Source organism: Actinophytocola sp. (assembly GCF_036402745.1).
In the GTDB taxonomy this organism is placed as follows: Bacteria; Actinomycetota; Actinomycetes; order Mycobacteriales; family Pseudonocardiaceae; genus Actinophytocola.
On the sequence record NZ_DASWSJ010000371.1, the window covers coordinates 1 to 12,489 of the forward strand.

General features: G+C 71.5%; 8 protein-coding genes, 1 tRNA gene and 1 pseudogene. 5 read left to right on the plus strand and 5 right to left on the minus strand.

The window, feature by feature from the left end:
- The 3 genes and pseudogenes from VGD70_RS32900 to VGD70_RS32910 form a co-directional block, all read right to left on the minus strand.
- Nucleotides 1–2,927: pseudogene (locus tag VGD70_RS32900) on the minus strand (hypothetical protein); the annotation flags it as partial.
- Between the two features lie 17 nt (nucleotides 2,928–2,944).
- Entirely contained in the window at nucleotides 2,945–4,621 is a 1,677-nt protein-coding gene (gene ettA, locus VGD70_RS32905; protein ID WP_331088334.1) for an energy-dependent translational throttle protein EttA, read from the minus strand.
- Between the two features lie 122 nt (nucleotides 4,622–4,743).
- Nucleotides 4,744–5,163, minus strand: a complete 420-nt coding sequence (locus VGD70_RS32910) for a single-stranded DNA-binding protein (protein ID WP_331088336.1) — start codon at nucleotides 5,161–5,163, stop codon at nucleotides 4,744–4,746.
- 249 nt (nucleotides 5,164–5,412) lie between these two features.
- Here VGD70_RS32910 and VGD70_RS32915 point away from each other — a divergent pair, with 249 nt between their 5' ends.
- The 3 genes from VGD70_RS32915 to VGD70_RS32925 are packed head-to-tail and all read left to right on the plus strand — an operon-like array spanning nucleotide 5,413 to nucleotide 7,828.
- Nucleotides 5,413–6,060 carry a TetR/AcrR family transcriptional regulator gene (locus tag VGD70_RS32915; RefSeq protein WP_331088338.1) on the plus strand — a complete coding sequence of 216 codons (648 nt, stop codon included), beginning with the start codon at nucleotides 5,413–5,415 and terminating at the stop codon, nucleotides 6,058–6,060.
- Nucleotides 6,057–6,998: an ATP-binding cassette domain-containing protein gene (locus VGD70_RS32920; RefSeq protein ID WP_331088340.1), complete on the plus strand. Its 942-nt coding sequence runs from the start codon at nucleotides 6,057–6,059 to the stop codon at nucleotides 6,996–6,998. The genes VGD70_RS32915 and VGD70_RS32920 overlap by 4 nt, the downstream gene beginning before the upstream one ends.
- An 11-nt stretch (nucleotides 6,999–7,009) precedes the next feature.
- Complete coding sequence (locus tag VGD70_RS32925; protein WP_331088342.1) at nucleotides 7,010–7,828, plus strand: ABC transporter permease; 819 nt, start codon at nucleotides 7,010–7,012, stop codon at nucleotides 7,826–7,828.
- 96 nt (nucleotides 7,829–7,924) lie between these two features.
- On the opposite strand, the gene VGD70_RS32930 is transcribed toward VGD70_RS32925, so the two are convergent.
- Together VGD70_RS32930 and VGD70_RS32935 are read right to left on the minus strand one after the other, a co-directional pair.
- The gene (locus VGD70_RS32930; protein WP_331088348.1) at nucleotides 7,925–9,823 is read right to left on the minus strand and encodes a cytochrome c oxidase assembly protein; all 1,899 of its coding nucleotides are present in this window, start codon (nucleotides 9,821–9,823) and stop codon (nucleotides 7,925–7,927) included.
- A gap of 101 nt (nucleotides 9,824–9,924) precedes the next feature.
- Nucleotides 9,925–11,124: an MFS transporter gene (locus tag VGD70_RS32935; RefSeq protein ID WP_331088344.1), complete on the minus strand. Its 1,200-nt coding sequence runs from the start codon at nucleotides 11,122–11,124 to the stop codon at nucleotides 9,925–9,927.
- A 97-nt stretch (nucleotides 11,125–11,221) separates the two neighbouring features.
- On the opposite strand from VGD70_RS32935, the gene VGD70_RS32940 reads away from it, so the two are divergent.
- Entirely contained in the window at nucleotides 11,222–12,304 is a 1,083-nt protein-coding gene (locus VGD70_RS32940) for a LacI family DNA-binding transcriptional regulator (RefSeq protein ID WP_331088346.1), read from the plus strand.
- A gap of 111 nt (nucleotides 12,305–12,415) precedes the next feature.
- Nucleotides 12,416–12,488: transfer RNA gene (locus tag VGD70_RS32945), tRNA-Arg, on the plus strand.
- The last annotated feature ends 1 nt before the right edge of the window (nucleotide 12,489 follow it).

Genomic DNA, 12,489 nt, shown 5'->3' on the forward strand with positions numbered 1-12,489 from the left:
CCGGTGGTGCCGAACCCGGTGCGGGCGTCGAACCCCGTGGTGGGGCCATATCCGGTGCTGGCTCCAAGGCCGGGAGTAGTGGCCGCTCCGCTGGCCGCCGCGGATCCGGTGGTCGCGCCCGATCCCGTGGCCTTGTCAAAGGTGCCGGGCGCGGGGGCCGCGCCCGTTCCCGTCGTGGTGTCGGATCCGGGCGCGCTCGCTTCGGGGGCGAGCGGGCGATGGGATGGCTCGGCCATCGCAGCCGAGGTGGGCGGGGTCGGGTGGGGCAAGGCCGTGCCGTTGGTCAGGTGGTCGTCCGCGGGGCGGGACGGAGCGGGTAAGGGCGTCGAGTCCGTGGACCGTGCCGGCGGGAGGCCGCCGGCGTTGAGGGCGCTCATCATTCGCGCCAGCTCGGCCTTGGTCTGCTCATACGTTGAGGACCGGTAGTCCTCGGGCTGGGCCACGCCGGACGCCGACCGTCCGGGTGCGCCGGACGCCGGGTCGAAGGTGCCGGGGGCCGGCAGGCCGGATGTGCCTGAGGCTGTCGAGTCGAACGTGGTGGGGGGTGACGGCTCGGGTGTGCTGAGCGCCGGGCCGGGGGTGCCTGGCGCGAGGGGCGTGGGTGCGGCGTGGGCGGCACTCGTTGGGGTATAGGGCGTTGCGGTGTGGCTGCTGCTCGTCCCGGCGAGGGGCGAGGACGCTTGGCCAGGTTGTGGGATCGGCGCGTCGTGGGCCAGGGTGTTGGCGGGGCCCTCGGTGGGGGTGACTGGGCGCACGGAGCTCAGTGAGCGGTGGCCGGGTGCATCGGGAGTGTCGGTGACCGGAGGTAGGGAGCTCGAGGAGCGGTGTCCCGCGCCGGTGTCCGAGCTGAGCGGGTTGGGAACCGGGCGGAGGGTGCTGGCCGAGCGGTAGCCACCTGTCTCGCCCACGGCTCGGGTTGGCTTGGTTGCCGGGCGCTCGGCCGGGTCGGCCCGGCGCTTGCCGCCGCTGCCGGTGGGGATGCTCAGCGAGCTGATGATCGCCCGGCCGATGCGCAGGGTGTCGCCCACGTCCTCGAGCTCCGCCAGGGCTTGGGCGTCGCGGAGCGGCTGGTTGAGCGGCTGAGTGCGTTCGCCGGGGCGCTTGGCGGGCTCTGCCGCGGGTGTCATGGCGTGCCGGGCCGCGGTCAGGAGGGCTCGCGCGTCCACGGCGGGAGCGTCCGGGTTCGACTGGACCACACCCGTGCTGATGCTCTGCCCGTTGGCCTCACCCTGCCACGCGGTCTCGATGGCCGCGGCGAACTTCTCCGCCTGGTCCCTGGTGGTGTGCGGCAGCAGGACGGCCAGCTCGGCACCGTCCGAGCGGGCCAGCTCGGCGTGGTCCGGCGCTATGTTGCGGACCCGGCCGGCCAGCTGGCTCAGCTCGACGTCGGCACTGATGCCGTAGGCGGCCGCCGAGCCGCCGGTGAGTGCGCTCCTGCCGTTGTTCTCGAGGCGCACCAGGGTGAGCGCCACCGGCCGCTCGCCGTTGCGGACGGAGCGCAGGCGGCGGATCAGGCCCTCCTTGTTGAGCAGGCCCGTCGCCTCGTCGGTGGTGTCGGACGGGAGCACGCCGTCGGCCGCGGCCGACAACAGCTCCGCCGCGGTGGGCTCGGCGTGCGCGGCCGCCGGGGCGGGCGTCGGCGTGGCCTCGTGCGTGGACGCCGCCGTGGCACGGTGGGACGACCGGCCCGTCTGCTGCGACGGCATCGCGGGCTGCGCGTCGACGGCGGACGTGGACGGGCGGGCGGCGGCCCGCGCCGGGACGGCCGAAACCGGCTGGCCGTCCGGGTGAACCACCTGGCGCAGCAAGGCGTTGACGGCCTTCGTGTCCCAGTCGGTGGCGCCCACCTCGGTGAGCACCCGGCGCCCCGCCAGCGCGATCGCGTGCAGCCGGCGCTGCTCGGCCGCCCTGGCCGAGCGCAACGACTCCAGCGCGTCCGTGGGGTGCCCGGCCGACTCGTCGAGCTGGGACACCATGGTGAGCGCGTCGGCGAGCAGCCCGTCGAGCCCGTGCCGGTCGGCGACCCACACGGCCTGGTCGAGCAGCCCGCGCCCGCGGTCGACCCGACCCGACGGCAGGTGCACCCGCGTCGACACGGCCAGCATCAGCGACCCGACCGCGGCCGCCGACGTGGCGCGCACCGGCTCGGCCAGCACGTCCTCGGACACCGCCACGGCCTCGTCGAGCTCGCCGTCGTCCAGCAGCGCACACACCAGCTCGAGTACCAACTGCGCGCGCAACCGGTCGCTCTCGGCGCGCAGCCCGCGCAGGCGGCCCAGCTGGGTGAGCCCCTCGCGGGCCGCCTCGGCCGCGTCCTCGGTGTCGCCGTACCAGCGGTGGTACGCCGCCGCGCGGATCGACAGCCGCGCCCCCTCCAGCCGCCGCGCGTCCGGGCTCAGCGTGTCGTCGGACGCGAGGAGCCGGTCGGCCTCGGCCAACGCGTCCTCGACGTCGTCGCGCCGGCCGATGTGCGCGATGCAGCCGACGAGCCGGCCGAGCGCCATGGCCCGCACCGAGGGCCGCGGTTGCACCGCCTCCAGCACCGGCCGCAGCAGCGCGCAGCCCAGCAGCGGCTCGCCGACCTCGCGCGAGCATGCCGCGAGGTCGAGCCGGACCGACATGGCGACATCGGCGACGCCGCTGTCGTCGGCGAGAGCGAGCGCCGCGAACGCGGGCTCGATCGCCTCGACGTAGTTGCTGATCCGCACGAGCCCGGCGGCGAGCACCGCCTGCGCCCGCATGGACAAGCCCTTGGCCTGGTCGACGTCACCGGACCCGGACGACTCGGCGGCGCCGACCATCAGCGCGCGGCGGGCCAGCTGAACGGCCAGCTCCGGCGCGCTGAAGCGCAGCGCCTCCGCCGAGCGGACGAGTGCGGCACACTCGCCAAGCCCGCCGGCCGCCGGTCGTTCGTCCCAGGCCGCCACCACTCGGAGCCCCCAACCTAGTCCCGGGTCAGCTTGCGGTAGGTGACCCGGTGCGGACGCGCGGCTTCCTCACCAAGACGTTCGATCTTGTTCTTCTCGTAGCCCTCGAAGTTGCCTTCGAACCAGAACCACTTGGCGGGATTCTCGTCTGTGCCTTCCCACGCGAGGATATGCGTCGCGACCCGATCAAGGAACCACCGGTCGTGGGAGATGACCACCGCACAGCCCGGGAACTGCTCCAACGCGTTCTCGAGGGAGCCGAGCGTCTCGACGTCCAGGTCGTTGGTCGGCTCGTCGAGCAGGATCAGGTTGCCGCCCTGCTTTAGCGTCATCGCCAGGTTGAGCCGGTTGCGCTCGCCACCGGACAGCACGCCCGCCGGCTTCTGCTGGTCGGCACCCTTGAACCCGAACGCGCTCACGTACGCCCGGGAGGGCATCTCGACCTGCCCGACGTGGATGTAGTCCAGCCCTTCGGATACCACCTCCCACACGTTCTTCTTGGGGTCGATGCCGCCCCGTTCCTGGTCCACGTAAGACAGCTTGACCGTCTCGCCGATCTTGACCTCACCGTCGTCGGGCTCCTCGAGGCCGACGATGGTCTTGAACAGCGTCGTCTTGCCGACGCCGTTGGGACCGATGACGCCGATGATCCCGTTACGCGGCAGGTCGAACGACAACCCGTCGATGAGCACCCGCTCGCCGAAACCCTTGCGCAGCTTGTCGACGGAGACCACGACGTTGCCCAGCCGGGGCCCCGGCGGGATCTGGATCTCCTCGAAGTCGAGCTTGCGGGTGCGCTCGGCCTCCGCGGCCATCTCCTCGTAGCGGTCCAGCCGGGCCCGGGACTTGGTCTGCCGCGCCTTCGCGTTGGACCGCACCCACGCCAGCTCGTCCTTCAGCCGCTTCTGCAGCTTCTGGTCCTTCTTGCCCTGGACCGCGAGCCGCTCGGCCTTCTTCTCCAGGTAGGTGGAGTAGTTGCCCTCGTAGGGGTGGGCTCGCCCGCGGTCGAGCTCCATGATCCACTGCGAGAGGTTGTCGAGGAAGTACCGGTCGTGGGTGACCGCCAGGACGGCACCCTGGTACTGGGACAGGTGCTGCTCCAGCCACAGCACACTTTCGGCGTCCAGGTGGTTGGTGGGCTCGTCCAGCAACAGCAGGTCGGGTTTGGACAGCAGGAGCTTGCACAGCGCCACCCGGCGGCGCTCGCCACCGGAGAGCACCTTGACGTCCGCGTCCGGCGGCGGGCACCGCAGCGCGTCCATCGCCTGCTCCAGCTGGGAGTCCAGGTCCCAGGCGTCGGCGTGGTCGAGGTCCTCCTGAAGTCGGCCCATTTCCTCCATGAGCTCGTCGGAGTACTCGGTCGCCATCTTCTCGGCGATCTCGTTGAAGCGGTCGAGCGTCTGCTTGATCTCGCCGACCCCCTCCTCGACGTTGCCGAGGACGGTCTTGTCTTCGTTGAGTAGCGGCTCCTGCTGCAGGATGCCGACGGTGTGCCCGGGGGACAGGAACGCCTCGCCGTTGTTGGGCTGGTCCAACCCCGCCATGATCTTGAGCACGCTGGACTTGCCGGCTCCGTTGGGACCGACCACCCCGATCTTCGCGCCTGGGTAGAACGCGATGGTCACGTCATCAAGGATGACCTTGTCCCCGTGCGCCTTGCGCACCTTTTTCATGGTGTAGATGAACTCGGCCATGGCCGCGATCGTAGAGCGGTCCGCACTCGGCCATGACCGCGGAGTGGCGCAACGGCGCTGACGATCTTCCTTCGATCGCCGAGTTCGCAGGGTATACCGTCACCCGAGCACATTCGCCCGCATCAGGCGGCGGCGACCACCTCCTCGGCCGGCATGCCGGTACTCAGCGCGGACGGGCTCCAAGAGGGTCGCTCGACCACCACCGTGCACCAGCCGAGGTCGGGCCCGAGCGCCTGGGCGTCGATCTCGGCACTGCTGCGACGCTCGCCGTTCTCGGTGGAGTACTCGCGGATGAAGAACCGGCCGGTGACCACGACGTTGTCGCCCTTGACCAGCGACGCGGCCACTCCCTCGGCGAGCCGGCGCCAGCAGTTGACCTGGACGAAGACCCGGTCGCCGTCGACCCAGTCCTGCGCCTCCTTGTTGAACCTGCGCTCCCTGGCCATGAGCCGGAAGCTGCTCTTGCGGTCGCCGTTGGGGAAGGTGTGCCGCACGATCTCGGTCACCACTTTGCCCGCGACGGTCAGGTTGGTCTCGAACATCGTCTGGTTCCTCTCGGTGGGGCCGGCGCGTCGGGCGCCGCTGTCATGACCCACATTGCCGCGAGGGACCGGCGGGTGGGGCGGTGAGGCCGCCGGCTGTGGACAACTGGCGAGATGTGGACAACTGGCCCGTGGACTCGTCGGTGACGGCCGGAAATGTCGGTGGGTCGTGCTAGGTGGCGAACGCCACAGACATGAGTGAGTCCTCACTCATTGACGTGAGTGAGGACTCACTCATACAGTGGTGGCATGGTCGAGGACGAGAAGAGGCGCCGAGCCCCCGCGATGACGCTGGAGCAACGGCGCGAGGCGATCGTTGCCAGCACGCTGCCGCTGCTGATCGAGCACGGCGGCGCGGTGTCCACGAGCCAGATCGCCGCCGCCGCGGGTATCGCCGAGGGCACCGTGTTCCGCGCGTTCAAGGACAAGCAGGAGCTGCTGGTCGCGTGCATGCAGGCGGGGCTGAACTCCGACGAGGAGGTCAGCCGCATCGAGGGCATCGACCGCGCGCTCCCGCTGGCCGATCGGCTGACCGAGGCCGTGCGCGCGATCAGCGGCTACCTCAACCGAATCTGGCAGGCCGGCCAGGCCCTGCAGGCGGCCGGGATCTCCCGCGAGGACATGCACCAGCGCATGCACGGCGACGAAGGACGGGCGAAGAGCCCGGAGGACGGCCCGCCGCGGGAGATGTTGCGCGTCAACGCCGCGATGTCCGGCCTGTTCGACACCGACGACCTGCGCCTCGACCCCGAGCACGCCTCCCGGCTCCTGCTCGGGCTCGTGCTCACCAACCGGATGGGCACCAACTTCGGCACCCCGGTCTCCGAGCCGGCCCAGTTGGTCGACCTGTTCCTCCACGGAGCCATCAGAACCGACAACAGAGGGAAACCAGCATGAACGAGGCAATGATCGAGGTCGACGGCGTCAGCAAGACCTTCGGCGACGTGATCGCACTGGACGGGGTGAGCCTGACCGTGCCGCGCGGCACCGTCCTCGGCCTCCTCGGCCACAACGGCGCCGGCAAGACGACGCTGGTCAACGTGCTCACCACGATGCTCCCGCCGACCAGCGGCAGCGCGCGGGTGGCCGGCTACGACGTCGTCGGCCAGGCCAACCAGGTCCGCGGCCGGATCGGCCTCACCGGCCAGTTCGCCGCCGTCGACGAGGGCCTGTCCGGCACCGACAACCTGGTCCTGATCGCCCGGCTGCTCGGCGCGAGCCGGCGCGAGGCCAAGGCCCGGGCCGAGGAGCTGCTCGACCTGTTCGACCTCACCGCGGCCGCCGGGCGACCGGCCCGCACCTACTCCGGTGGCATGCGGCGCCGGCTCGACCTCGCGGCGAGCCTGGTCGGCCAGCCGGACGTGATCTTCCTCGACGAGCCCACCACGGGCCTGGACCCGGTGAGCCGGATCGGCCTGTGGGAGATCGTCGAGAACCTGGTCGGCGACGGCACCACGGTGTTGCTGACCACCCAGTACCTGGATGAGGCGGACCGCCTGGCCGACGCGATCACCGTGCTGGCCGACGGCCGGATCGTCGCCGCCGGCACCGCGGCCGAGCTCAAGGCGCAGGTCGGCAGGCGCGCGGTGCACGTCACGCTCGCCGCACCCGCCGACGCACCGGTCGCCATGGGCTCGCTCGAGCGCGCCGGCCTGAAGCCGGTGCACGACGAGCCGCAGAACGCCGTGACCGCCCCGGTGCAGGCCTCCACCGACCTCGCGGTCGTCGTCCGCGCGCTCGACGAGGCGGGCATCGAGGTGGCCGAGCTGGCCCTGACCGAACCGAGCCTGGACGACGTGTACCTCGCCCTGGCCAAGAACAAGACCGCAGCCTGAGGGGACCAACCATGACCATGACACTCGACGCCGGCGTAGGACGCTGGCAGGGCACCGGACTCGCCAACCAGATCGGCATCCTCACCGGCCGGTCCATGCGCGCATTGCTCGGCGACCCCAAGCTCGTGATCTTCAGCGTGCTCCAGCCGCTGATCATGCTGCTGTTGTTCAGCCAGGTCTTCAGCGGCATCGCGGGCACGGCCGGCTTTCCACCCGGTGTCAGCTACATCGACTACCTGATGCCGGCGATCCTGGTCACCACCGGGGTCGGTGCGGCACTGCAGTCCGGCATCGGGCTGGTGACCGACATGAAGAACGGGGTGCTCGGCCGGCTCCGGTCGCTGCCCATCAACCCCAGCTCGGTCCTGGTCGCGCGCAGCCTCGCCGACCTCATCCGCACCGCGCTGCAGCTGCTGATCCTGCTGGTGGCCGCGGTCGTGCTGTTCGGCTTCTCCCCCGCGGGCGGCGTGCTCGGCGTGCTGCCGGCCTTCCTGCTGGCGCTGGCCGTGAGCTGGTCACTGAGCTGGGTCTTCCTGGCCATCGGGACGTGGCTGCGCAACGCGGAGACCATGCAGACGGTCGGCTTCCTGGCGATGTTCCCGCTGATGTTCGCCTCCAGCGCGTTCGTGCCGGTGGACGGGCTGCCGGCGTGGCTGCGGGTGATCGCGCAGATCAACCCGCTGACCTACGCGGTGAACGCCTCCCGTGACCTGGCGCTGGCCATGCCGGTCGGCACGGGGGTCCTGGGCGCGCTGGCCACCAGCACGGGCTTGCTGCTCGTCGGCTTCGTCGCGGCGGTGCGCGGGTTCCGGCGACCGCTGGCACCCTAGCCGGATCGGGCGGCCGCCCGATCCAGGGTGATCAGGTGCGAACGACGTCGGCCGGCGCGCCCGCCGGCCGACGTCATCGCGTTCGGGCCGGCGCAGCTAACCCTGGCGGTCGGAGAGCTTGCGGAGCATCGCGTTGTAGGCCTCGCGCTCGGTGTCGCCCTCCGTGTCGGCCTTGCGGTCCAGCCGGCGCGCCTCGCGCTCGTCGGCCCTGGCCCACTGGACGAGCAGGGCCACCAGCACGATCAGCAGCGGCACCTCACCCGCGGCCCACGCGATGCCGCCGCCCAGCTTCTGGTCCGCCAGCAGGTCGGCCGTCCACGGCAGGCCGAGGCTTTGGTACAGCTGCAGGCCGATGACCGTCTGCATGCTCATCAGGATCACGCCGAAGAACGCGTGGAACGGCAGCGAGGCGAACACCATGCCGAGCCGGGCCAGGTGCGGCAGCCGGCGCGGCGCCGGGTCGATGCCGATCACCGGCCAGTAGAAGAGGAAGCCCACGAGCAGGAAGTGGGCATTCATCACAAGGTGTGCCCAGTGCTTCTCCAGGGCGGCATCGAACAGGCCGGAGAAGTACAGCACGTAGAACGAGCCGATGAACAACGCCAGCGCGACCACCGGATGAGTGAGCACGCGCGACACCGGCGAGCGGACGACGGCGAGCAGCCACTCCCGCGGGCCGGGCGGGCCGGCCTTGCCGGCGACGGGTAATGCGCGCAAGGCGAGCGTCACCGGGCCGCCCAGCACCAGCAGCACCGGCGCGAGCATGGACAGCATCATGTGGGTTTCCATGTGGATGCTGAACATGGCCGGCGCGTAGCGGCCGAACCCGGACGACGTGGCGATGAGGATCGTGGCGCAGCCGAGGAGCCACGCGATCGTCCGGCCGACCGGCCACGCGTCTCCCCTGGCCCGCAACCGGCGCACGCCGAGCAGGTAGAGCACGGCGAGCGCGATGGCGACCGTGCCGTAGACGAGGTCGAACCGCCAGTCGGTGAGCAGCCTGACCAGCGTCGGCGGACCGTCGAGCGGGTAGCCGAGCTGCAGTTCCACCCGGTCCGGGCTGTACGACAGGCCCGGCGGTGGGGTCCGCGCGAGCGCCGCGGCGATGCCGATCGTGAGGAACATGACCAGCACCTCGACCGCGGCGAGGCGGACCAGCGCGCCGCTGGTGCCACCCTCCTGGATGGCCCGCACGCCCTTGAGCCGCTGCATGAAGCCGAAGCAGCCGAGCAACACCAGCGCGGCGGTCTTGGCCAGCACGAGCAGGCCGTAGTCGGTGGTGAACAGATCCGGGAGCGGCAGCCGCGCCCAGGCGTTGAGCACGCCGGACACGGCCATGATGATCCAGCAGACCAACGCGGTGGCGGAGAACCGGACCGCGGCCAGGCGTAGCGCGGGCCCGCTGGTGATCCGGCGGCCGAACACCAGCAACGCCACCAGGCCGCCCACCCAGATGGCCGCGGCGACCAGGTGGAACAGCAGGCTGTTGGTCGCCACGTCATGTTGGCCGCCGGCCGAGGAGTGTCCGGTGACCGCGACCGGGGTGAGGCCGAAGAGCGCGACGCAGAACAGCACCGCGGTCGGTCCCCAGGACAGCGCGAGCCGGCTGCCGACCGCCACGACCAGCGCGACGGCAGCGGTGATCAGCCACGCCTTGGGCTGCTCGAGATCGCCGAGCAGGCTGAGCAGCATGTTGTTGTCGAACACGGCCGACACGGGCTTGCCGATGACGTCGGCCTCGTTGAACGGCACGGCGACCAGCGCGGCGAAGAACCAGAGCACCGCAGCCCAGGAGGCCGTGCGCAGCGCCGCGTACCCGCCGACGTCGAGGATCCCGGACCGCTGCGGCGCCACCATGAACGCGGCGAACAGCAGCGAGCCGACGGTGAGCACGCTGCCGACCTCGGCCAGCACGCGGACCACGGTGAGCCCGTAGAGGTTCACCGGACCCGAGTCGCCGGCGGTGACCGTGAGAAGCGCGACCGCGGTGAGCATCGAGAGCAGCGCGCCGATGACGATCAGGGGCAGAACGCCTGCCGTGGCGCCGGTTCGGACGGGCGCGGTCGCGTTCTTCGGCGAGCTGTCGACGGACACGTCTAGAGGGTAGTCACCGCCGGCTCGCGCGCGGCTGCCTCGTCCTCACGGCGGCGGGAAGCGGCCGCGGCCAATGCCACCGGTGCGATCAGCGCGGCGATGATGCCGGCGAACCCGATGGCGACCTCGAGGTTGGTGAGCTGGGCGACGCCGCCGATCATCGGCGGGCCGATGAGGAAGCCGCTGTAGGCGATGGTGGTGACGAAGCCGAGCTCGCGCTCGCCACCGGTGCCGTCGCCGCGGCGGCCGACCGCGCCGGCGAGGTTCAGCGCCACCGGGAACGCGAACGCCAGCCCGGCGCCGGCCAGCGCGAACCCGACGTAGGCGACCGCGCTCGACGGGATGATCGCGGTGGCCAGCAACCCGAGGCCCGCGACCAGCGCGCCGCCGACCAGCATGCGGTCCGCGCCCCAGCGGCGTTCCGCCTGCTCACCGAACAGCCGGACCAGCCCCATCGCGACGCAGAAGACGGAGAACGTGACCGCCGCGGCGGCCTCGCCCATGCCCCGCTCGCGGACGGCGAACAGGGCCGACCAGTCGCCGCTCGCGCCCTCGACGATGGCCGAGCACAGCGCGACCATGCCGAGCAGCCACAGCACCGGGCGGCGGAGCATGCGCCGGTCGGTGACGTCGTGCGCCCCCTCCGCGTTCGCCGGCTCCTCGCGCGGGACGAACCGGATGACCGCGGCCGTCACGACGATCGTGAGCACCGAGACGCCGAGGAAGTGGCCGAGCAGCGCGATCCCGTGGCCGGCGGCGAACGCGGCGCCCATCGAGCCCGCGAGCGCGCCGAAGCTGAAGCCGGCGTGGAAGACCGGCATGAGCGGGCGCTCGGTGCGGCGGACGACGGTGACCGCGGCGACGTTCATGGCGACGTCGAGCATGCCGACGCTCACGCCGAGCAGGACGAGGACGAGCCCCAGTTCCAGCGGTGAGCCGACGGTGGCCATCAGCGGCAGCACGACCACGGTGGCCAGCGCGGACACGGCCACGAGCGCGCGGGCGCCGAAGCGGGCGCACCAGCGGCCGGTCATCGAGGCCGCCGCGATCATGCCGACGCTCGCGCCGAGCAGTGCGAGCCCGAGCTGGCCCGGGTTCGCGCCGATCTGTTCGGCGACCGCGGGCATGCGGGGCGCCCACGAGCCGACCACCAGCCCGTTGAGCGCGAACGTGATGAATACCGCCCAGCGTCCCGACCCCACCCCGGTCTCCCTCCGTTGCCCTCCGCGTTCGATGCTAACTGAAGCGCTTCAGTGATCGCTACGCTTTTCGGACGCGAACGGGACTTAGGCTTGACCGGTGAGCCAGGACCGGGTACGCCGACCCACCCTGGACACCGTCGCCCGCCGGGTCGGGGTGTCCAGGGCGACGGTGTCGAACGCGTACAACCGGCCGGACCAGCTGTCCGCGACGCTGCGGGAGCGGATCATCGCCACCGCCAAGGAACTGGGGTACGCCGGCCCGGACCCGGTCGCCCGGTCACTGGCCACCCAGCGATCCGGCGCGGTGGCCTTCATGCTCTGCGACGGCCTGTCCTCCGCGTTCTCCGACCCGGCGCTCTGCATCATGCTCGATGCTCTGGCGTCCACAGTGGATAGCGGCGACCGGGCGTTGCTGCTGCTCCCGGGCATCGGCGACGCCGGCCCGCGGGCCGATAGCGTCATCCGCGCGCAGACCGACGTGGTCGTGGCGTACTCCCTGCCTGAGGGCGCGCCGGCGCTGGAGGCGGTGCGGGAGCGGAACCTGCCGCTGGTGGTCGTCGACCAGCCGGTTCTGCCCGGTTCGGCGCGGGTGCAGGTCGACGACTTCGGCGGCGCGCACCTCGCCGCCCAGCACGTGGCGGGTCTCGGGCACCGCCGCGTGGCGATCCTCGGCCTCAGCACGAGCGCGGACGGCCACCGCGGGCCGGGGAGTCCACAAAGGATCGCGTCAGCGCACTTTCGGGTGACCCTCGACAGGATCGCCGGGTACCTGAAAGGGCTGGCTGAACAGGGTATTGTCGCCGATGAGGTGCCGCTCTGGGAGGCGCCGGGCAGTGTCCGGGAGTTGGGCAGGGAGGGCGCCAGGTGGCTGTTCGGTCTGAGGCCGAGGCCGACCGCGGTGCTGTGCATGTCCGACGAGCTCGCCCTCGGCGCCATGCGAGCCGCCGGCGAGCTGGGCCTGTCGGTGCCCGGGGAGGTGTCGATCGTGGGATTCGATGACACCCCCGCCGCCAGCTGGTGCGACCCGCCGCTGACCACAGTGCGTCAGGACCTCGTCGAGAAGGGCAGACAGGCCGGCGAACTGGCGCTGCGAGCACTCGACGGCGCAAGACCGGGCAGACCGGTCACCATCGGGGTGGAACTGCAGGTCCGGGGCTCAACCGGACCCGCGCCCGACTGACCCGGGCCAACATCACACCCCCGATCTGAGCCAATTCGGAAACGACCGAGCGGTTCGGAGCGATCAGACCCAAGGGCAGCATCCTGCCGTTCGGCAGGCGCGGCCCGCCATGCCCTCGTAGCTCAGCGGAAAGAGCAGGAGCCTTCTAAGCTCTGGGTCGCAGGTTCGAGTCCTGCCGGGGGCAC

Bases quoted from the DNA above. Each gene is read 5' to 3' on its own strand.
- ettA (WP_331088334.1), bottom strand. From the start codon at position 4,621: ATGGCCGAGTTCATCTACACCATGAAAAAGGTGCGCAAGGCGCACGGG.
- VGD70_RS32910 (WP_331088336.1), bottom strand. From the start codon at position 5,163: ATGTTCGAGACCAACCTGACCGTCGCGGGCAAAGTGGTGACCGAGATC.
- VGD70_RS32915 (WP_331088338.1), top strand. From the start codon at position 5,413: ATGGTCGAGGACGAGAAGAGGCGCCGAGCCCCCGCGATGACGCTGGAG.
- VGD70_RS32920 (WP_331088340.1), top strand. From the start codon at position 6,057: ATGAACGAGGCAATGATCGAGGTCGACGGCGTCAGCAAGACCTTCGGC.
- VGD70_RS32925 (WP_331088342.1), top strand. From the start codon at position 7,010: ATGACCATGACACTCGACGCCGGCGTAGGACGCTGGCAGGGCACCGGA.
- VGD70_RS32930 (WP_331088348.1), bottom strand. From the start codon at position 9,823: ATGCTCACCGCGGTCGCGCTTCTCACGGTCACCGCCGGCGACTCGGGT.